Origin of the sequence: Halopseudomonas xinjiangensis (genome assembly GCF_900104945.1) — a bacterium.
Lineage (GTDB): Bacteria > Pseudomonadota > Gammaproteobacteria > Pseudomonadales > Pseudomonadaceae > Halopseudomonas > Halopseudomonas xinjiangensis.
This window is the reverse complement of record NZ_LT629736.1, coordinates 2,729,480-2,750,000: the sequence shown is the minus strand read 5'-3', so window position 1 is coordinate 2,750,000 and position 20,521 is coordinate 2,729,480. Positions and strand designations below refer to the sequence as shown.

11 protein-coding genes, 2 rRNA genes and 3 pseudogenes (1 of these 16 only partly in view) are annotated in these 20,521 nt (G+C 61.0%); 12 read left to right on the top strand and 4 right to left on the bottom strand.

Annotation, left to right across the window (positions count from 1 at the left end):
• From BLT85_RS12770 to BLT85_RS12760, 3 genes are all read left to right on the top strand, one after another.
• Positions 1 to 302: ribosomal RNA gene (locus BLT85_RS12770) — 23S ribosomal RNA — on the top strand (it extends 2,588 nt beyond the left edge of the window).
• A 143-nt stretch (positions 303 to 445) separates the two neighbouring features.
• Positions 446 to 561: ribosomal RNA gene (rrf, locus tag BLT85_RS12765) — 5S ribosomal RNA — on the top strand.
• Positions 562 to 768: 207 nt separating this feature from the next.
• A complete protein-coding gene (locus BLT85_RS12760; RefSeq protein WP_093395415.1) occupies positions 769 to 1,398 on the top strand; it encodes a class I SAM-dependent methyltransferase in 630 nt (209 codons plus the stop codon).
• Here BLT85_RS12760 and BLT85_RS16910 read toward each other — a convergent pair.
• Positions 1,393 to 1,587 (bottom strand): annotated as a pseudogene (locus tag BLT85_RS16910) (LysR family transcriptional regulator); the annotation flags it as partial. The gene BLT85_RS12760 and the pseudogene BLT85_RS16910 overlap by 6 nt on opposite strands.
• Positions 1,588 to 1,589: 2 nt before the next feature.
• Here BLT85_RS16910 and BLT85_RS16975 point away from each other — a divergent pair.
• The 6 genes and pseudogenes from BLT85_RS16975 to BLT85_RS12725 form a co-directional block, all read left to right on the top strand.
• A pseudogene (locus BLT85_RS16975) lies at positions 1,590 to 2,670 on the top strand (type III glutamate--ammonia ligase); the annotation flags it as partial.
• 128 nt (positions 2,671 to 2,798) lie between these two features.
• Positions 2,799 to 3,844, top strand: a pseudogene (locus BLT85_RS12745) (putative urea ABC transporter substrate-binding protein).
• A 60-nt stretch (positions 3,845 to 3,904) separates the two neighbouring features.
• Entirely contained in the window at positions 3,905 to 4,516 is a 612-nt protein-coding gene (locus tag BLT85_RS12740) for a TetR family transcriptional regulator (RefSeq protein WP_093395412.1), read from the top strand.
• A gap of 133 nt (positions 4,517 to 4,649) precedes the next feature.
• Positions 4,650 to 5,261 (top strand): porin, encoded by a 612-nt coding sequence (locus BLT85_RS12735; protein ID WP_093395410.1) that lies wholly within the window; start codon positions 4,650 to 4,652, stop codon positions 5,259 to 5,261.
• Between the two features lie 240 nt (positions 5,262 to 5,501).
• On the top strand, positions 5,502 to 6,599 hold the full coding sequence (locus tag BLT85_RS12730) for a carboxynorspermidine decarboxylase (protein ID WP_093397751.1): 1,098 nt from the start codon (positions 5,502 to 5,504) through the stop codon (positions 6,597 to 6,599).
• 44 nt (positions 6,600 to 6,643) lie between these two features.
• Complete coding sequence (locus BLT85_RS12725) at positions 6,644 to 7,882, top strand: saccharopine dehydrogenase family protein (RefSeq protein ID WP_093395407.1); 1,239 nt, start codon at positions 6,644 to 6,646, stop codon at positions 7,880 to 7,882.
• 45 nt (positions 7,883 to 7,927) lie between these two features.
• On the opposite strand, the gene BLT85_RS12720 is transcribed toward BLT85_RS12725, so the two are convergent.
• Positions 7,928 to 9,409 (bottom strand): OmpA family protein, encoded by a 1,482-nt coding sequence (locus tag BLT85_RS12720; RefSeq protein WP_157718181.1) that lies wholly within the window; start codon positions 9,407 to 9,409, stop codon positions 7,928 to 7,930.
• Between the two features lie 241 nt (positions 9,410 to 9,650).
• Here BLT85_RS12720 and recC point away from each other — a divergent pair, with 241 nt between their 5' ends.
• The 3 genes from recC to recD are packed head-to-tail and all read left to right on the top strand — an operon-like array spanning position 9,651 to position 18,833.
• Positions 9,651 to 13,133 carry an exodeoxyribonuclease V subunit gamma gene (recC, locus tag BLT85_RS12715; RefSeq protein ID WP_093395401.1) on the top strand — a complete coding sequence of 1,161 codons (3,483 nt, stop codon included), beginning with the start codon at positions 9,651 to 9,653 and terminating at the stop codon, positions 13,131 to 13,133.
• Complete coding sequence (gene recB, locus BLT85_RS12710; RefSeq protein ID WP_172829833.1) at positions 13,103 to 16,774, top strand: exodeoxyribonuclease V subunit beta; 3,672 nt, start codon at positions 13,103 to 13,105, stop codon at positions 16,772 to 16,774. The genes recC and recB overlap by 31 nt, the downstream gene beginning before the upstream one ends.
• The gene (gene recD / locus BLT85_RS12705; RefSeq protein WP_093395396.1) at positions 16,764 to 18,833 is read left to right on the top strand and encodes an exodeoxyribonuclease V subunit alpha; all 2,070 of its coding nucleotides are present in this window, start codon (positions 16,764 to 16,766) and stop codon (positions 18,831 to 18,833) included. Before recB ends, recD begins: the two co-directional genes overlap by 11 nt.
• On the opposite strand, the gene BLT85_RS12700 is transcribed toward recD, so the two are convergent.
• Together BLT85_RS12700 and BLT85_RS12695 are read right to left on the bottom strand one after the other, a co-directional pair.
• Positions 18,809 to 19,492 carry a gamma-glutamyl-gamma-aminobutyrate hydrolase family protein gene (locus tag BLT85_RS12700; RefSeq protein WP_093395393.1) on the bottom strand — a complete coding sequence of 228 codons (684 nt, stop codon included), beginning with the start codon at positions 19,490 to 19,492 and terminating at the stop codon, positions 18,809 to 18,811. The genes recD and BLT85_RS12700 overlap by 25 nt on opposite strands.
• Positions 19,489 to 20,493 (bottom strand): amidoligase family protein, encoded by a 1,005-nt coding sequence (locus tag BLT85_RS12695; RefSeq protein ID WP_093395390.1) that lies wholly within the window; start codon positions 20,491 to 20,493, stop codon positions 19,489 to 19,491. The genes BLT85_RS12700 and BLT85_RS12695 overlap by 4 nt, the downstream gene beginning before the upstream one ends.
• Positions 20,494 to 20,521 lie beyond the last annotated feature (28 nt).

The window sequence follows — 20,521 nt, the reverse complement described above, 5'->3', positions numbered from 1 at the left end:
GTTCGGTCCCTATCTGCCGTGGACGTTTGAGATTTGAGAGGGGCTGCTCCTAGTACGAGAGGACCGGAGTGGACGAACCCCTGGTGTTCCGGTTGTCACGCCAGTGGCATTGCCGGGTAGCTACGTTCGGAAAAGATAACCGCTGAAAGCATCTAAGCGGGAAACTTGCCTCAAGATGAGATCTCACCGGGAGCTTGACTCCCCTAAAGGGCCGTCGAAGACTACGACGTTGATAGGCTGGGTGTGTAAGCGTTGCAAGGCGTTGAGCTAACCAGTACTAATTGCCCGTGTGGCTTGACCATATAACACCCAAGCAATCTGGTGTTAACGATCAAGACAGATGAACGACAAGCTGGAACTGTACGAGATTACAAGATCCGTCTTCCTTCTATCACCAACCCAAGCTTTTAGCTGCTCGGACTCAAAACCGGTCAGCAACAAATTGCTTGACGACCATAGAGCATTGGAACCACCTGATCCCATCCCGAACTCAGAAGTGAAACGATGCATCGCCGATGGTAGTGTGGGGTTTCCCCATGTGAGAGTAGGTCATCGTCAAGCGCCTATACCGAACGCCCTGATCCCACAAGGATCAGGGCGTTCTTATGTGCGCGGAAAAAGCCCCGGGTGCTTCGCCATTTAACCTCGATGTGGTGGCCGAGCTAAACTCGATGCACACCTGTGCTATTCCGTCGCACTTCCATTGCCGTTGCTCCACTCCAGGTTCCGGGATCTGTTACCGTACGGTAGTCGATTACCGGAGCCGCTATGAACCTCTACGACCACTATGTGCTGCCAAGATTGATCGATTTCGCCTGCGGAATGGGCTCGGTCATGGGGGTTCGTGCAGCGCTGGTGCCTCGCGCTTCCGGTCGTGTGCTGGAGGTAGGCATCGGAACCGGGCTAAATCTTCGCTATTACGATCCCGCCAAAGTCAGTTCTATCGTAGGCGTAGACCCGGCAGCCCAAATGCATGTACGAGGAAAGCGGCGCGCAGCGCTTATCGACATTCCGCTACAGATGGTTGCGGTCGATGTTCATGGAATCGCTGCCGACACGGCCAGCTTCGATACCATCGTCATGACGTTCACGCTGTGCTCCATTGCCGAGCCGCTACCGGCCTTGAACGAGATGCGCAGAGTGATGAAAGCAGGCGGCACGTTAATCTTTGCCGAACACGGGCTTTCTCCAGACCAAACAGTGAGCCGTTGGCAAAAAGGACTGACGCCCGCCTGGAAACACTTCGCTGGTGGTTGTCATTTGGATCGGGACATACCCGGACTGATCACCGCGGCCGGTTTCGAGATCGATGAGCAGGAGGAGATCTACCTGTCCGGACCGAAACCGATGACTTACGTATTCTCAGGCGTCGCATCGGTCCGAAAAGTGCAATCATGATTTAAATCCGTCAGCAATGTATTCGGCCAGGCACTCCGTGACTGGGCTGCGATTGGCGTCACTGCGCAACAGCACGATGCTTGCCGAGGGCATGTCAGGCAGCCCTTCTGATTGCCCGATGATGCGCATGTTGGCGGGAATCAAGCTGCGCAGTTGGGCTGTGATGGCAAGGCCGGCACCGACGACCGCCCAGCGACCTGCACTTGGACGGCGCACCCTTCGAGGCGTGCTCGCGCAACATTCTCAAGCGTCAGGTCGCGGCTGCTGCTGCGGACATGGGGTTGATGTTCAACCTCGGTATCGAGACCGAATTCTTCTTGTTCAAAGACAGCGCTGACGGCGGGTTTGAGCCTATCAGCGGTCGCGATACGCTGGCCAAACCCTGCTACGACCCGCGCTCGCTGGGCGACAACATGCATATCGTCGGCGAGTTGGTTGAGGCAATGAACAGCACGGGATGGGATGTGTACTCCTTCGGCTATGAAGACGCCAACGGGCAATTCGAGACCGACTTCACCTACACGGATGCGCTGGGCATGGCCGACCGTTTGGTGTTCTTTCGACTGATGGCCAACGAAATCGCCCGCAAGCACGGCGCGTTCGCCAGTTTCATGCCCAAACCCTCAGCGACCCGAACCGGTAGTGGTGCGCACTACAACATGTCATTGGCTGACCGAGAAACCGGGAAGAACCTGTTCGACGTCGTCAATGGTCATGACCCGCATGGCTGCGGTGTGACCGAAATGGCATACCACTTCATTGCCGGAATCATGAAGCACGCCAAGGCAATCAGCGCGGTGATTGCGCCTACGGTGAACAGCTACAAGCGGCTGGTGCGCAAGGGAAGTATGTCCGGGTCGACCTGGGCTCCGGTCTTCGTCTGCTACGGCAACAACAACCGCACCAATATGTTGCGCATCCCTCCAGGGCGGACGCGTCGAATGCCGCGCTGCCGACATCGCATGCAACCCCTACCTGGGCGCAGCGTTGATTCTCGCAGCAGGCCTGGAAGGTATCCGCGAAGGCATGGATCCGGGGCTGCCGCACCGGGAAAACATGTACAACTACACCGATGCGCAGCTGCAGGAAATGGGCATCGAGATGCTGCCGCAGAACCTTGGCGAGGCCATCGACGCCTTCGCAGCCGATCCCCTTTCGAAACAGGTATTCGGCGAAGCGATGTTCGAGAGTTTCGTGCAATACAAGCGCGACGACAGCTACCACACTCATGCCTCGGACTGGGAGTTGAACCGCTACCTGAAGTTCTTCTGATTTGGTCTGCGCCAGCAAACCTGGCGCGTCTTTTGCTGGTTCACGGCAACACCCGACGTAGATCAGGAGCTAACATGAGAAAACCTATTCCGTTTGCCACCCGCCTGAAACGCCTTACTGCCGGCACAATGCTGGGCATCGCAGTGTCGACATTCATGGTCCCGATGGCTTCGGCACAGGATCGTGACAGTTTCAAACTTGCCTGGAGCATCTACGCCGGCTGGATTCCGTGGAAATATATCGAAGACTCTGGCCTGATGACAAAATGGGCGGACAAGTACGGCATCGAAGTCGACATCGTGCAGATCAATGACTACGTCGAGTCAATCAACCAGTACACCGCTGGCGAGTTTGACGGCGTCGTCGCGACCAGCATGGACGCTCTATCCATTCCTGCGGCGGGTGGTGTCGACACAACAGTGCTGATCATGGGCGACTATTCCAATGGTAATGATGGTCTGGTCATGAAAGGCAGCGACCAGGTGAAGCTGAAGGACCTCGAGGGCGAGCAGGTGAACCTGGTGGAGCTGTCGGTTTCGCATTACCTTCTGGCTCGAGCGCTCGACGAGGTCGGAATGAGCGAGCGTGACGTGACGGTTGTGAATACCGGCGATGCTGATATCGTTGCGGCATTCAATACTCCCGGTGTCGAAAACGTCGTGACCTGGAACCCTCTGCTCGCCGACGTGGTTAAGATGCCCGACGCCAATCTGGTTTTGATTCCAGCCGGATTCCCGGTCACATCAAGGATCTCACTATCGTCAACACCGAGACGCTGGCTGCCAACCCCGAGTTGGGCAAGGCTCTGGCAGGCGCCTGGTTTGAACTGATGTCGATCATGTCGACCGATAGCGAGGAAGGCCAGAAGATCAGGGCCTATCTTGGCGAAGCCTCAGGCACGGACCAGAAGGGGTACGAGGAGCAGCTTGCCGGCATGAAGATGTTCTGGAAGCCTGCCGACGCAGTGGAGTTCATTTCCAGCCAGCAGGCGATTGACGCAATGGACAGCGTTCGCCAGTTTTCTTTCGACAAGGGCTTGCTCGGCGAAAGCGCCGATTCGCCGGACTTCGTCGGGATCAGCTTCCCCAACGGCAAGGCTCTGGGTAGCAGCTCCAACCTGAAGCTACGCTTCGATCCGACTTACATGCAAATGGCCGCTGACGATAAACTGTGACCGGTCAATCCACTTCCAGGCGAACTGTCCCTCGACAGTTCGCCTGCTTCCGGACTCTACATGCGCCGAACCAAGGAAGACGCGGAGAAAACCCGTCTAAAGATCATCGAGGCGGCTCTGACGCTGTTCAGCCGTAACGGATATTCCAACACTACGCTTGCCATGATCGGAACCGAAGCTGGGTTCAGTCGCGGTCCTATCTACTGGCATTTCAAGAACAAGGACGATCTTTACCAGGCAGTGCTGGCCTATTCGCAAGAGCCACTGGAGCGGCTCATCCTTGAGGCAGCCAATCGCTCCAATCAGCCGCTGGAGGCTGTAGAGCGTTTTGCCGCCGATTGGCTAACGCTGCTGACCGATGATGCCTGGTTCAGGCAGTCATTCGAAATCCTTTTGAACAAGACCGAGCTGACCGAAGCGGTCGGCCTGATATTGGTTCGAGAGCGGCAACTGACCGAAAACATGATCGATACCCTGGCAAGTCTTTTCGCTACGGCACAACAGCAGGGGCTCATCAGTATGACGCTGGCGGCCAAGCGGCTGGGGTTGCTGACCTATACCTATCTGATGGGAATAACCCAAAGCTGGCTTTTCGCGCCGGGATTGTTCGATCTGGAAGAGGAGCGAACGTTTTTCACCGAGCGCCTCAGTACGATGGTTCGCCATGCATGATGAGAACTGCGTCTTGCTATTGACCGAGACAAGCCCGAGTTTTGAACTTATTATCCGACCACGCCATGCGCGATGTGTGGCGTCATGAAAGCTGCCAGGGCGGCAGCGAATAATAAGCATCAAGGAGCAGGCAATGTTCAAAAAGCATCTTATTGCAGCGCTTATCGCAGGCGCTGCGGTCTCCACTGCCAACGCAGCTGAAGTAAACGGTTACCTGTTCGGTAACGTGGGTCAGGCAGAAGTCGATCTTGGTAATTTCGAGAGTGAGCTGCAGGATCTTGGTCTCGCCACTTCCTCAGACGAAAAAGATACCGCGTTCAAAGTTGGAGCGGGTGTCCAGCTGAACCCCTACGTAGGCGTTGAGTTTCAGTATGTCGACCTGGGCGACTTCAACGTAAACGCAACAGCAGCGGGGGCGGGTAACGCCAAAGCGACGTTTAGCACGTCGGGTTTGGGACTCAACCTCGTAGGGACTCTGCCGCTCGATGCGTTCAAGCTGTATGGAAAGGTGGGATATAACAAGCTTGAAACCGAAGCAAAGGTTTCTACTGGCGGATCGACGGTGTTCCGCGACGAGGAAAAGGAAAACATCACGTCGTTTGCGCTGGGCGCCACCTACGCTCTGACCCCCCAATTTGAGCTAGGCGTTGAGTTCGAGCGTTACCAAGATTTAGGTAGTGATCACACCACTGGCGGTGAGGAAGACGCAGATCTTCTGTCACTCGGCCTACGCTACAACTTCTGATGTCATGCACGACGGCGCGTCAACGCGCCGTCGTGCTCTGCTCGGCCTCTCTCGTTTCTCATCCAGTCTGACCGTAGCTTCGCCATAGGCTCTCCGTAGCTCGTCCGCTATCTCCGGGCTGAAAGCAGCCGCACACAGCGTTTTTTCTCGAAGCCGCGGAGCCTTTCCACTATAATCGCGCGCTTTCGAAACGCCGGGCTGGTTCCGGTATCTCGGGTTGGCCAGAGGGGTATGACTAAGGTGATCAAGACGCCGTACTACCTGATCGACAAGAGCAAACTGCTGCGCAATCTGGAACGGATCGCGTATGTGCGGGAGCACTCGGGCGCCAAGGCATTGCTGGCTCTGAAGTGCTTCGCCACATGGTCGGTATTCGACCTCATGAACCAGTACATGGACGGTACCACCTCGTCTTCGCTCAACGAGGTCAAGCTCGGCAAGCTCAAGTTCGGTGGTGAAACCCATGCTTATAGCGTGGCCTACGCCGACGACGAAATCGAGGAAGTGCTTGCCCATTCGGACAAGATCATCTTCAACTCAATCAGTCAGCTGCAACGCTTCGCCGATGCCTCGGCCACGCACGTCCGTGGGCTGCGCCTGAATCCTCAGGTCAGCAGTTCCGAATTCATCATTGCCGACCCGTCGCGCCCATTCAGCCGGCTTGGTGAATGGGACGCGCAGAAGGTCGAGCAGGTAATGGATCAGATTTCGGGATTCATGATCCACAACAACTGTGAGAACAGCAATTTCGAATTGTTCGACAGCATGCTCGGGCAAATCGAGGAACGCTTTGGTCATCTGCTTGAACGTGTCGAGTGGGTCAGCCTCGGTGGTGGCATTCATTTCACCGGTGAGGGCTATCCGATCGATCGGTTTTGCGACAGGCTGAAGAAATTCTCTGATCGCTTCGGCGTGCAGGTCTACCTGGAGCCCGGCGAAGCGGCGATCACCATGAGTAGCTCGCTCGAAGTGAGCGTGCTGGATACGTTGTACAACGGCAAGCAGCTGGCTATCGTCGACAGCTCGATCGAAGCGCACATGCTTGACCTGCTGATCTATCGGCAGCCTGCGAAGATGGAGCCGTGCGACGGGCCTCACTCGTATATGGTCTGCGGCAAGTCGTGCCTGGCCGGGGATATCTTTGGTGAGTTCCAGTTCGATCAGGAGTTAAAAATCGGCGATCGCCTGTCGTTCATCGACGCGGCCGGTTATACGATGGTCAAGAAGAACTGGTTCAATGGCGTGAAGATGCCATCGATCGCTGTGCGCCAGCTCGACGGGCAAGTCGAGCTCGTGCGTCAATTCAACTTCGACGATTTCGTCAATAGCCTCTCTTGAGGCACCAAGCCAGCCTTTCCAAGGAGGCGTTTCGAGGAAGAGAAATGAAGAAAAACGTACTGATTATTGGTGGCGGAGGTGTTGCTCAGGTCGTTGCGCACAAGTGTGCTCAACACAACGACGTGCTTGGCAACATCCATCTTGCCTCGCGTACTGTCGAGAAATGTCAGCAGATTATCGACAGCGTACGGGAGAAGGGCAGCCTGAAAGTTGCCGGTGAATTGCAAGCCCATGCTCTGGATGCCCTCGACGTCGAGGCAACCAAGGCATTGATTGACAAAACACAGTCGCAGATCGTCATCAACGTCGGATCGTCTTTCATCAATATGTCGGTCTTACAGGCATGCATCGAGACCGGTGTCGCTTATCTGGACACGGCCATCCATGAAGAGCAGGACAAGATCTGCGAAACGCCTCCGTGGTATGCCAACTACGAATGGAAGCGCAAGGCGGCCTGCGAAGAGAACGGCGTTACCGCTATTCTGGGCATCGGCTTCGATCCGGGTGTGGTCAACGCCTATGCGGCGCTGGCCGTCAGCGAATACTTCGATTCGGTCGACTCGATCGACATTATCGATATCAATGCCGGTAGCCATGGTCGGTACTTCGCCACCAACTTCGATCCGGAAATCAATTTCCGCGAATTCACGGGTCGCGTCTGGTCGTGGCAGGACAGCCAGTGGCAGCAAAACCAGATGTTCGAGGTCAAGCGCACCGATGATCTGCCCGTTGTCGGCATGCAGACCAGTTACATGACTGGGCACGACGAGCTGCACTCGATGTCGCAGAATCTCAACGTACCGAACATCCGCTTCTGGATGGGCTTCGGCGAGCATTACATCAACGTGTTCACGGTATTGAAGAATCTCGGACTGCTGTCGGAGCAGCCGGTAACGACCGCCGAGGGGCTGGAAGTGGTTCCGTTGAAAGTGGTCAAGGCGGTGCTGCCCGACCCGTCGTCGCTGGCCCCGGATTACGCCGGCAAGACGTGCATTGGTGATGTCGTCAAAGGCAAGAAGAACGGCGAAGACAAGGAAGTGTTCATCTACAACGTCGCCGATCATGCCGAAGCCTATGCCGAGGTCGGTAGTCAGGGCATCTCTTACACGGCGGGCGTACCGGCGGTGGCGGCAGCGCTGTTGATCGCCAGCGGTGAGTGGGATGTGAAAAAGATGGTGAACGTCGAGGAACTGCCGCCCAAGCCGTTCATCAATCTGCTGAACGAGATGGGCCTACCGACGCGCATCAAGGACGCTGACGGAGACCGCTCGCTCAGCTTCTGAACAGTGCCGGCATAAGGCCTGCCGCGTCGCGGCAGGCCTTTCTTGTTACTGCACCAGCCGCTTGACCAACTCCACCCGCCGGTTTTGCTCGCGTCCGTCTTCGGTGGCGTTGTTGGCTGTCGGCGCGTAAGGACCAACGCCAGCGGCGTGGAGCCGCTTGGCATCGATACCGTAATCGGTCACGAGACGCTGCACGACAGCCTCCGCACGTGCCGTGGACAGCTTGAGATTGTGTTCCACCGGGCCGGTGTCGTCCGTATGGCCGACCACGTATAGCTGCAGCTCGGACTGCTCGGTAAGCAGTTTGCCCACCGAGTCCAGTGCCGGCTTGGATTCGTCCCGTACGGTCGCCTGATTGGTATCGAACTGGATGCCGTAGATCGAGGCCCGGCCGGCTTCCTCCAGTTCCTGCAGGAGGAGATCCGGATTCACCGCGACCAGATCGACCTCTGCTTCACGCGTTTCGATCACTACCTGCTGTATCGCGGTGGTGTCCTTGTAGCTGCCGACGAACACCCCGACATAGGCGGGCCCGGACAACGTGCGGCGTTTGCCGACCAGGTAATAGGGCTTGCGGTAGTAGTTGTAGACGTTATTGGTCGGCGAGACCTGCGCGCCCAGTGCACGGGCCTGAGCGGAGTTGCCGCAGTTGTCGAGTTTGCACTCGAAGAGGATCTCGAACTCGGCTGCATCCAGCGCAGCGCGATAGTTTTCATAGACCTGCAGCGACGATACGCCATTCAGTTCGTAGAAATGTTGCGTGAGTTCGCCCACCAGGTCGAGGCGCTCGAAATTCAGCCCCATGTTGAGACGGGACTCGCCGCTGATCGGTAGCGGGAAGGTTTCGTAATCGCGATGGCGGCGGTCGCGAATACGCGTGCCGGGATAACGCGATACCAGTGGATGATCACGAGCACGCTCGGCCTCGGTGATCTGCGGCTCGGCTACCGGTGTGGCAGCCTCCTCGCGTAGATAAGCGGTGTCTATCTTGATCAGGCTGAGGCGTTCCGGGGCGGGGTCCACCACGGCCTGGTGAACCACGACTTCGCCATCCTGACCGCCAACGAAGAGGCCTACGTGGACAGTTCCCTGTTCGGACTCGTGCATGGCAGCCAAATAGTAAGGCTGGCGCCAGCTGCCAAGAAGGTTCTCGCCGATGGCGATCTTCGAGCCCAGTGCCCGGACCTGTCTCAGATCGCCACAATCGTCGCGTTCACAGCTGAACAGCATCTCGAACCCGGCTTCGCTCAGCTGCGAGCGATAGGTTTCGTACAGTGCCAGACTCGACATGCCGCGAACCTGATAGCCATGGCGGGTCAGATCGCCGATGACGGTTTTGACCGGAAAGTCCAGCGTCAGCTGGTTCTCCGGCAACCCGACAGGGAGCTCGAAGCGCTCGTAGGCGATCTGCTGATGGGTCAGTACTGTCGCGCCGGTGGGTCGTGAGATAAGGGGGTGGTCAGCTTCCCGGGCTATGCCCAGCGTTGACCAGACACATAGAAAGGTGAGAGCAATCAGGCGAACCATTGGGTATCCTTTCGACGACCGATCCTGGTGTGGATATACGAGGGACGGCTGAACCATTCGAAGTCCGTCGCAACGAGCCTGATAAAGACCATTGCAGCAGCCGCTCGGGTGCCATCCCAAAGGGAATGGACCCGAAGGGCGCAGGTAGGTTCATTGCTGCGGCGTAAAATGTCGCTGTTGTGCGGCATCGTTAGCAAAACCCGGCGCCATTCAGTTTTTTCCGTTGCCCGTTGGAGGTTGCATGCAGGAGGCCGATTCCCCTGTTCCCGGTTTCATGATCGTTCACGGCAACCGTCTCGAGTCGCTGCGCCATCTGGTGGTCAGCTGGCTTGCTCGACACCCGTTAGCGCCGTTGGAAAACGAGATCATGCTGGTGCAGAGCAACGGCATCGCTCAATGGCTCAAACAGGCCCTTGCCGCAGATGTGTCGGCGAATGAGTCCGGCGGCTGCGGTATCGCCGCGGCCATCGACGTTCAGCTACCGGCGCGCTTCATGTGGCAGGCGTACCGAAGCGTGTTGGGGAGCGAGTCGGTGCCGGAAACCTCGCCGTTGGACAAACAGCCGCTGACCTGGCGATTGATGCGGTTGTTACCCGCCCTGGTAGACTCGCCTGCGTTCGAGCCCCTGCGCCGTTTTCTGCGCGATGACGAAGACTGCCGCAAGCGCTATCAGCTTGCCGAGCGGCTCGCTGATCTGTTCGACCAGTACCAGGTGTACCGGGCGGACTGGCTGGCCGACTGGGCCGCAGGCCGCGACCAGCTGCGCCAGGCCCGTGATGGCATCCGTCCACTCGAAGGCACCGACCTCTGGCAGCCGGCGCTGTGGCGTGCGCTGCTCGAGGACGTTGGTGAAGCGCACCTGAGCGACAGCCGGGCGGGTATCCATCCGCGCTTCGTTGCTGCGCTTGGCGAGGCCGCGCAGCGACCCGAGGGCTTGCCGCGCCGGGTGGTGGTGTTTGGGATATCGTCTCTGCCGGCGCAGTACGTCGAAGCACTGGCGGCGATGGGCCGGCACTGCCAGGTGCTGCTCTGTGTACTCAACCCCTGCCAGCATCACTGGGGCGATATCATCGCCGACCAGGACCTGTTGCGACATCAATACCGGCGCCAGGCGCGGCGGCCCGGAGCCCCGGCTCAGTTGGATGAGCACACTCTGCATCAACATGCCCACCCGTTGCTGGCGGCATGGGGCAAGCAGGGGCGCGACTATATCAATCTGCTCGACAGTCACGATGATCAGGCCGACTACCGTGCCGCCTTCGAACCAATCAATGGCGGGCGGATCGACCTGTTCGACCAGCCTGACACCGGTACGCTACTGGGCCAGTTGCAGGACGACATCCGCGATCTGCGGCCATTGTGGGAAACCCGCGAACGGTGGCCGGCCGTTGAGCCGGGCCGCGACGCCTCGGTGCGCTTCCATACCGCCCACAGTGCGCAGCGCGAGGTCGAGATATTACATGACCAGCTGCTCGATGCGTTCGATCGTGACCCGACCCTCAAACCGCGCGATGTCATCGTCATGATGCCCGACGTGGACAGTTACGCGCCGCATGTTCAGGCGGTCTTCGGACAGTATCCCCCGGGCGACCCACGGCACATCCCGTTTTCGCTAGCCGATCAGGGGCAGCGCGGGCAGGAACCGCTGCTGATCGCCCTTGAGCATCTCTTGCGGTTGCCGGATAGCCGCCTGCCGGTCAGCGAAGTACTTGATCTGCTCGATGTGCCTGCCGTGCGGGAGCGCTTTGGCCTGAGTGAGGCGGAGCTGCCGACCCTCCAGCGCTGGATCGAGGGCGCGGGAATCCGCTGGGGGCTCGATCAACAGCGTCGCGAAGCGCTGGGCATGCCGCCCGGCCTGGAAGCGACCAGCTGGCGCTTTGGCCTGCGGCGAATGCTGCTGGGTTACGCCGCGGGGCAGAGCCCTGCCTGGGCCGGCATCGAGCCGTATGATGAGATCGGCGGATTGGACGCCGCCTTGATCGGTCCGCTGAGCAACCTGCTACAGAGACTCGATCAGCACGAACGGGCGCTAGCCGACCCCGCGCCGCCCGCGGTCTGGGGCGAACGGCTGCGAGCATTGCTAGCAGATTTCTTCTCGGCTCACAGTGAGCGTGACCAATTGCTGCTGGCACAGCTTCAGGAAAGTCTGGCCGGCTGGCTGGAGCTGTGCGAGGCGGTCGAGCTGGAGGAGTCGCTGCCGCTCAACGTGGTTGCCGAGGCATGGCTCGACGGGATCAGCCAAGCGCAGCTGAGCCAGCGCTTCCTCGGCGGCACGGTCAGCGTATGTACACTCATGCCGATGCGGGCGATCCCGTTTCGTCGGGTCTGTCTGCTGGGTATGAACGACGGCGATTATCCGCGAGCCCAGCCGCCACTGGACTTTGATCTGATGGGTCGAGATTATCGGCCCGGCGACCGCTCACGGCGAGAAGATGACCGCTACCTGCTGCTCGAAGCCTTGCTCTCGGCTCGGGACGGTCTGTACATCAGCTGGGTGGGTCGCAGCATCCGCGACAACAGCGAGCGGCCACCGTCGGTCCTGATAGGCCAGTTGCGTGATCATCTGCAAAGCGGCTGGCAGCCCGACGGCGATTATGACCTGCTCGCCGCGCTGACCACCGAGCATCCGTTGCAGCCGTTCAGCCGGGCCTATTTCGATGGCAGTTCGGACTTGTTCAGCTACGCCGGCGACTGGCTCAAGCTGCACCAGACGGCCAAGCCGGAACAGGCCAACTTGCCACTTCTGTCGCTGCAGCCGGATGCACCGATCGATCTCGCCGCGTTGCAACGCTTCCTGCGTAATCCGGTGGAACACTTTTTTTCAGCCCGCCTGAAGGTGTGGCTGGGCGACGAAGACAGGGTCGCCGAAGACGACGAACCCTTCGTGATCAACGGGCTGGAGCGGCATCATTTGAGCCAGTGGCTACTCGAACAGGCCCAGGATGCGCCCGACGATGCTGATCCGGACGCACTCCTCTCGGCGGCGGCGGAACGGCTGCAACATCGCGGCAGAATGCCGTTGGCCGGTTTTGGCGACCTGGCGCGGCAGCAGCTGACCGATCCTTTGCGTGACCAACTGCTTCGCTATCGCGAGCAGGCCAGAGCATGGGACCGCCTGCTGGAACATCCGCTGCCGCTGCTGGCGTCCGCCCCGGGCATCGAATTGCGTAGTTGGCTGGCCGGGGTACGCCTGTCTGGTCAGGTCCCGGGTCAGGTGCGCTTGCAGATGGTTACCGGTACCTTGCTTGGCGCCCGCGGTAAGGGCCTGCGCTGGCGAAAGTTGCTGGGCGAGCTGTGTCTACACGTGTTGGCGGTGGCCAGCGGGCACCATCTGACCACCTGGCTGATCAGTGCCGACGCTACGATTCGCCTGCAACCGCTTGAGCAGGATCAGGCGCAGGCGATCGTTGGCGACTGGCTGCTTGGCTGGCTGGAAGGCCTGCGCCGGCCTCTACCCGTCGCGGTGGAGACCGCCTTCGTGATGCTGACCGAAGACGATTCAACCAAGGCGCTCGGCAAGGCGCGCAATCATTACGACGGCTCGGATTTCAGCCTCGGGGAGGTGCACAAAAGCGTGGCCATGCAGCGAAGCTACCCGACCTTTGCCAGTCTGCTCGCGACCGAGGAGTTCGAGGGTTGGGCCGAAGCGCTGTATCGGCCGCTGGCGCAGGCGGTGCAAGAGGGCTGGCTCGAATGTCAGCCGGTCGAGGAGGGACAGTCGTGAGTACTGCAATGCCGCTAGCGCTGCGTTGTCCGTTGCGCGGCAGTCGGCTGATCGAAGCCAGCGCCGGAACCGGCAAGACCTTCACCATTTCGGCGCTATACCTGCGACTGGTTCTTGGCCACGGCGGCGAGATCGGGTTTATTCGCGACCTGCTGCCACCGGAGATTCTCGTCGTTACCTTTACCGAAGCCGCCACGCAGGAATTGCGTGATCGCATTCGCGCGCGCCTGGTGGAGGCGGCCCGGGCATTTCGCGGCGAGCTGGCGGATCCGGACCCAATCCTTGCCGGGCTGCTTGCCGACACTGACGAAAGCCAATGGGCCAGCAGCGCGCGCAAGCTCGACATCGCCGCCCAATGGATGGACCAGGCGGCAGTGTCGACCATTCACAGCTGGTGCCAGCGGATGTTGCGTGAGCACGCCTTCGACAGCGGCAGCCTGTTTGTGCAGAGTCTGGAGACCGATCAGCGTGATCTGCTCGCCGAGGTGGCGCGTGATTACTGGCGCTTGCACTGTTACCCATTGCACGGCCGGGCGCTGGCCTGGGTCGACAGGAACTGGCAGCAGCCGGTGGCTTTGTTGGTCAAGGCGCGGGTTTTGCTCGACCAGCCCCTGCCGGAACCCGGGCAAAGTCTTCAGGAGCTCATCAGCCAGGCATTGGCACGCGCCGACGAGGAGCTGGCGCTGCTCAAGCAGCCGTGTTCGAGTTGGGCTGACGAGCTGGAGCAGTTATTGGACAAGGCCGTTGCTGACGGCACAGTCGACCGGCGCAAGATACAGAAGCGCTATTACTCGGGTTGGTGCGAAATTCTGCGCAACTGGGCAAGCAATCACGAATCACTCGAGTTGAAGCTGCCTGAATCGGCCTGGGCGCGCCTCTGTGAAGCCGGTATGGCGGAGGCCTGCAAAAAAGGCGACCCGGTTGACCACGATGCCCTCCGGCGTTTGCCCGAGCTGCGTCAGGCACTGGCAAAGCTGGCCGGGCCAGAACAGGCCTCCCTGCGCCACGCTGCGGCCTGGATAGCCCGGCGCTTCGAGGCGGAAAAGCGTCGCAGGGCGCAGATGGGCTTCGACGACATGTTGACCCGGCTGGACGCAGCCCTGCAGGGCCCGAACGGTGACCGTCTGGCCGCGGTGATCCGCCAGCAGTTTCCGGTAGCGCTGATTGACGAGTTCCAGGATACCGATCCGCTGCAATACCGGATCTTCGATACCATCTACCACGTGCGGCAGGATGACCCTGATACCGGGCTGTTGCTGATAGGCGATCCCAAGCAGGCAATTTACGCCTTCCGCGGTGCCGATATCTTCACCTATCTGAGTGCTCGCGAGGCGACCGAGGGTCGGCACGAACATCTGGACACCAATTTCCGATCGAGCCAGACGATGGTCGATGCGGTGAACCGGGTGTTCGCGATGGCCGAAGAGCGCTTCCCGTCAGCCGCCTTCCTGTTCCGCGAGGACGACCGTAACCCGTTGCCGTTTCATCAGGTGCAGGCCAGAGGCCGCCAGGAAATCTGGAGCATTGATGGTCAGGCGGCTCCGGCGCTGACCGCCTGGCACCTTGCTGGTGACGACGCGCTGAGTGCGGAGGCCTACCGGCAATCGATGGCTGAGCGCTGCGCGACGGCCATGGTCGAGATGCTGCAGGCCGGACAACAGCGGCGCGTCGGCTTTGCCAAGGCCGACGGGGCGCTGCAACCGGTTCGCCCGGCAGACATGGCCGTGCTGGTACGCACTGGCCGGGAAGCCCAGGCGATCCGCCGTGCCCTGGCAGAACGCGGAGTACGCAGCGTATATCTGTCGGACAAGGATTCGGTGCTGGATACGCTCGAGGCAAACGATCTGCTGCGCTGGCTGCGAGCCTGTGGCGAACCGGGCAGTGACCGGCTGCTGCGCGCGGCGCTGGCCAGCCCGACCCTTGACCTGTCCTGGGCTGAACTCGATCAGCTGAACCAGGACGAGCGGCATTGGGAACAATGCGTCGACCGCTTCCGCGATTATCGAAAGCTGTGGCAGCGCCAGGGCGTCCTGCCGATGGTTCACCGGTTGCTGCATGACCATGATCTGCCGGCGCGCCTGCTGCGACATGTCGATGGCGAGCGCCGCCTGACCAACCTGTTGCACCTGGCCGAGCTGCTGCAACGCGCCGCGCGTGAGCTGGATGGCGAGCAGGCGTTGATTCGCTATCTGGCGGAGCTGATCCGTCAGGCCTCGGTTGGTGCAGTAGAAGAGCAGGTGTTGCGCCTGGAGAGCGACGCCGAACTGGTCAAGGTCGTGACCATTCACAAGTCCAAGGGGCTGGAGTACCCGCTGGTATTCCTGCCATTTGTCTGCCATGCGCGCCCGGTCGAAGCAGGCAGGCCAGTCCGGGTTCAGATGGCTGGCGAATCGCGGCTGGAATTGCAGCCTGACGAAGAAACCGTGCGTTTGGCTGACCGCGAACGTCTGGGCGAGGATTTACGGCTGCTCTACGTCGCCCTGACCCGGGCCCGGCACGCGTGCTGGGTTGGCATGGTCGATCTGAAGAAAGGCCAGAGCAATCGGTCGGTACTGCACCATAGCGCTGTCGGTTACCTGCTGGGCGGAGGCGAAGCTTTATCGCAGCCGCAGGGGCTTGCGGCGTGGTTGCAGCGATGGGAGCCGGACGGGCAGGTGGTGTCCGTCGTGCCTGCTCCAGAGCCGCGCGACATGGTCTATGAGCCGGAACTGCCGCCGCTCGCCACGCTTGCCGAGCGGCGCCCGGTCCACGCAGGGTTCGAGCATTGGTGGATCGGCTCGTATAGCGCTCTGGCAATCGGCACCGAGGCAGCGGAGACGGCTCTCTCGGATCATCTCGCGGATGACGAGCGCAGCAGTCGCTTCGTGCCGCTGCGCCCGGGCGAAACGCCGACCATCCACCGGTTCCCGCGGGGACCGCAGCCGGGCACTTTCATACATGGCTTGCTGGAATCTGCCGGCAACGATGGCTTTGCCCGTCTGGCCGATTCGACGCGCTGCCGGGAGTGGCTCTACCCGCGCTGCCAGCGTCGCGGCTGGGCCGAGTGGGCCGATAGCCTGGGTGAGTGGCTGGCGTCGCTCCTGGCCCGTCCCGGCCTGGTGCCCGGCACCGATCTGTCGCTTGCGGCGCTGCAGCCGCGGCAGTATCAGAGCGAGATGGAGTTCATGTTCAGCGCCAGCCGGGTGGATGTGCAGCGAATCGACCGGCTGGTTCGCGCTGCGACGCTTGAGGAACAACCGCGTCCGGCATTGGAGCGCGATCAGCTCAACGGGCTGTTCAAGGGTTTCATCGACCTGGTATTCGAGCATCAGGGACGCTATTACGTGCTCGATTACAAATCCAACTGGCTGGGGCAGGGACCGTCGGAGTACACCGCTGCGGCGATGCAGCGAGCGGTCCTCGAGCACCGGTACGACCTGCAATACGTGTTCTATCTGCTGGCCCTGCATCGACAACTCAGAGCGAGGCTGGCCGACTATGACTATGACCGGCACATCGGTGGCGCGCTGTACTGGTTCGTGCGTGGGGTCGAGGCCGACGGAGGGGGCCTGTGGCACGACTGTCCGCCTCGAGAACTGATTGAAACGCTGGATGACCTGTTCGCAGGCCGGCCGGTGAAGGAGGCGATCCATGCAGGGTGACCAGCTCGATTTGCTGGAGGCGACAGTAGAGCCGCTACCGGCGCTGCTCGACAGCCGTGAGCTCATGTCTTTGCTTGATCAGTGGCAGGACAATGGCTGGCTGCGCGCGCTGGATCGCGCCTTGGCTGCGTTTCTGCTCGAGCAGGAGCCCGCCTGTCCGGCAAAGGTCCTGCTGTCAGCAGCCCTGGTGAGCCATCAACTTGGCCATGGCCATGTCTGCCTCAACCTGCGCGCGACACTGGAAGAGCCCGACCTGGCGCTGTCCTTACCGCCGGAGGGGGAAGAAACGGGCGCCGCCCTGCTGCCGTCGCAGCTGCTGGGCGGCCTGCAGCTGGAAGATTGGCAGGCGGCATTGATCACCAGTGCGGTAGTCGATAGTGATCAGCCCGAACAGGGCAGTCGTCCGCTGGTCCTGGTTGGCGAACGCTTGTACCTGCGCCGTTACTGGCAATATGAGCGGCAGGTTGTCGACACGCTGGGTCAGCGTCTGCGCCAGCCTCTCCCGGTTTCGGCGGATATGCCCGAGCGCCTGGCGGCTCTGTTCGCCGGCAGCGAGCAGAGCCCTGACTGGCAGCGGTTGGCTTGCGCGCTGGCCGCGCGTGGGCGCTTCAGTATCATCACCGGTGGCCCGGGTACTGGAAAAACTACGACTGTGGTCCGGCTGCTGGCGCTATTGCAGGCACCGGCGGTCGAGGCAGGGCGGCCGCTGCGGATTCGGCTGGCCGCGCCGACCGGCAAGGCCGCCGCGCGCCTGACCGAGTCGATCGGCCGCCAGGTCGGCGCATTGCCGGTAGACGCGACCATCAGGACCGAGATTCCCACCGAGGTCAGCACATTACACAGACTGCTTGGCAGCCTCCCGGACAGCCGGCACTTTCGTCATAACGCGCGTAATCCGCTGGCGCTCGATGTGCTGGTGATCGATGAAGCGTCGATGATCGACTTGGAAATGATGGCGTGTGTCCTCACGGCCTTGCCGGTCAGTGCCAGGCTGGTTTTGCTTGGAGACAAGGATCAACTGGCTTCTGTCGAAGCCGGGGCGGTGCTGGGCGACCTATGCGCGCACGCCGACGAAGGCCGTTATTCTGCCGAAACGCGTGCATGGTTGGAGCAGGTCAGTGGTCAGTCGCTTGACGCTGCAGAGCTTGAGCCCGGTGACAGTGACCAGCATCTGCTCGAGCAGCAGACCGCAATGCTCCGCCACTCCCATCGATTCGGGCGCGACAGCGGCATTGGCGAGCTGGCGCGCGCGGTAAACCGCTGTGATGCCGAAGCGGCCCGCGCTCTGCTACGCAGCGGTGCGTTCGCCGACATCCGGCAGCGTCAGCTCGCCCATGCAGGTGACCCGGCTTTCGCTGCGCTGGTGGCAGGGCTGGATGCGAACCCGGCCGGATACGCCAGCTATCTGAGCGTCCTGCGCGACGGCCGGCCGGCGGCGACCGCTCCTGCCGATGACCACGCATGGATCGATTGGGCGCGGACCATCCTGACTGCCTTCGATCGTTTCCGTCTGCTCTGTGCCGTGCGCCGGGGCGACTGGGGCGTCGAGGCAGTCAACCAGCGAGTGGCGAGCCTGCTGCATCGACGCGGCCTGTTGCCGGCCGAGCATGGCTGGTACGAGGGGCGCCCGGTGCTGATCACGCGCAACGATTACAGTCTCGGATTGATGAATGGTGATATCGGCATCGCCTTGCGGATTCGTGAGCCCGCGCTGCACACCGGTGAGAGCGAGCAATTTGCTCTGCGGGTCGCCTTCCCGCGTAATGACGGTGCCGGTGGTGTCCGTTTCGTGCTACCCAGCCGTCTGCCCGAGGTCGACACGGTGTTCGCCATGACCGTGCACAAATCCCAGGGTTCGGAGTTCGAGCACGCCGCGTTGTTATTGCCGGCTGCTCGCAATCCGGTGCTGACCAAGGAACTGGTGTACACGGCGATTACCCGCGCGAGCGCACACTTCACGCTGCTGGAAAGTCGTCCGGAAGTATTTGAGCAGGCGGTGAAGCGTCGGGTGCGGCGCTTCAGTGGGCTGAACCTTCAGCCGCTTCCGGAGCGGGGCTGACGACAGGCTTGCAGCAGAGCGCAAAACAGCCTCCGCTGCCGGCGCAGGAAGAGCAGAAACTCCGGGTGCCACTGCACACCGAGCAGAAACGGGCGGGACGGGTCCTCGACCGCCTGGATGATGCCGTCCAGGTCCCGGCCAACGATGCGCAGCCCGTCTCCGACCCGATCGATTGCCTGATTATGCAGGCTGTTGATCTTGCACGTGGGCGCAGCCAGCAGACTGGCGAGCCAGCTATCGGATTCCAGACAGAGGGTTTTCAACGGAAGAATGGTCCAGCGGTTGGACGTCATCTTGCGGTGCGACTTCAGCTCCTGGAACAGGTTGCCGCCGCGCCTGGCATTTAGCAGCTGTGCGCCACGGCAGATACCCAGCAGCGGCAGGCCGCGGGCCAGGGCGTCGTCGATCACCGCTGTCTCGAGTGCGTCCCGCTCGGCATCGTATTTGGGCTGAACTTCGGGCTCCGCAGCGTACAGAACGGGGTTGATGTCGTGGCCGCCGGTGACCACCACCGCGTCGTAGCTCAGCTCGGCGATAGGGTCGCCAGGACGGACCTGTAACGGTTTGCCACCATACATGCGTACCGCACAGGCAACCATGAAGCGGGGACCGAACGCGCCGCGCATCGGCCCGGTGATGGCTACGACAGGTCGTGTCATGAGGCGCCGCTGAGCCAGTTGCTTTCAACCTGGTCGACCCAGCGCGTGAGCAAACGTCCCAGACGGTGGTCAAGGTGAGCACAGTAGGCGCGGCAGCAGAGATCGAGCCGCTCCCGGTCGGCCGCCAGTCGCTCCACTTCGAGCCAGTCATTCCAGGCAATGTGCAGACCCCAGCCGGGCTGATCGATGCGGCAGTCCGGCAGGCGATAGTGGAACGTCGGGCGCGACTTGATCAACTCGTCACCGGTATGTGCTGCCACGCGGTCCGCATCCAGGTGCTTGAACAGGGGCAGCATGTCCAGCGCCCGGTTGCGGGTGGGATTGTGATGTAGGTAATCCTCGATCAGGGTCGGCAGGTCTGGCCAGTAGAACGGGTTGACCATGTGGCGTATGTAGGCGCCCGGGAACGGCTCGGCGAACGCGGTGAGCCGCCGGGTCATGTTGATCTTGGCGCGTGCGCTGATCCAGTCGAACAGACAGAAGAATGCCTTCAGATACGCCGCGATGGTTTCCGGGTTGCTGCTCGGCACTTCCGGGTTGAACTGCATGCCGAATGCGTTGGTCATTCGGTCCGCGGTACCCTTGGCTCCGGCTTCGCGCAGCCGGACAATCAGGTCGTTGACCTCGGTTAGCCGTCCCATGGGTAGTGGAGGGCTGACCAGTTCTACCGGCACCAGCGAGTCGGCAGCCCACTTCAACAGTTCTTCGGCGGAGGTTTTCAGTTCGTCACCGATGTCGTCGGCGACGCGATGCTCCCGTCCGAGCTGCTTCAGCAGACGAAAGTCCAGTTCCACGACCCAGTCGCCAGCCGGATCGCCCTTGAGGGTGCGCTCATAGCGGCTGGTTTCTTCAACCTGCAGTCCGAAGAAATCGGCGGTCAGCTTCGCCAGCTCGCCGATCTCCAGCCCGTTCATTTCCAGTTCCACGCCGACCCGGCGCAGCTTGCCCTCGGCGGTGTGCTGCACCGGCGGCAGCCCGGGCTCGATTTGATTGCCTGTCATGTAATCTCCGGTGCGATGCAAGGGCCGG

Excerpts from the sequence above, each read along its gene's own strand:
- BLT85_RS12760 (WP_093395415.1), top strand. The coding sequence starts at position 769 with ATGAACCTCTACGACCACTATGTGCTGCCAAGATTGATCGATTTCGCC.
- BLT85_RS12740 (WP_093395412.1), top strand. The coding sequence starts at position 3,905 with ATGCGCCGAACCAAGGAAGACGCGGAGAAAACCCGTCTAAAGATCATC.
- BLT85_RS12735 (WP_093395410.1), top strand. The coding sequence starts at position 4,650 with ATGTTCAAAAAGCATCTTATTGCAGCGCTTATCGCAGGCGCTGCGGTC.
- BLT85_RS12725 (WP_093395407.1), top strand. The coding sequence starts at position 6,644 with ATGAAGAAAAACGTACTGATTATTGGTGGCGGAGGTGTTGCTCAGGTC.
- BLT85_RS12720 (WP_157718181.1), bottom strand. The coding sequence starts at position 9,409 with ATGGTTCGCCTGATTGCTCTCACCTTTCTATGTGTCTGGTCAACGCTG.
- recC (WP_093395401.1), top strand. The coding sequence starts at position 9,651 with ATGCAGGAGGCCGATTCCCCTGTTCCCGGTTTCATGATCGTTCACGGC.
- recB (WP_172829833.1), top strand. The coding sequence starts at position 13,103 with ATGTCAGCCGGTCGAGGAGGGACAGTCGTGAGTACTGCAATGCCGCTA.
- recD (WP_093395396.1), top strand. The coding sequence starts at position 16,764 with ATGCAGGGTGACCAGCTCGATTTGCTGGAGGCGACAGTAGAGCCGCTA.
- BLT85_RS12700 (WP_093395393.1), bottom strand. The coding sequence starts at position 19,492 with ATGACACGACCTGTCGTAGCCATCACCGGGCCGATGCGCGGCGCGTTC.
- BLT85_RS12695 (WP_093395390.1), bottom strand. The coding sequence starts at position 20,493 with ATGACAGGCAATCAAATCGAGCCCGGGCTGCCGCCGGTGCAGCACACC.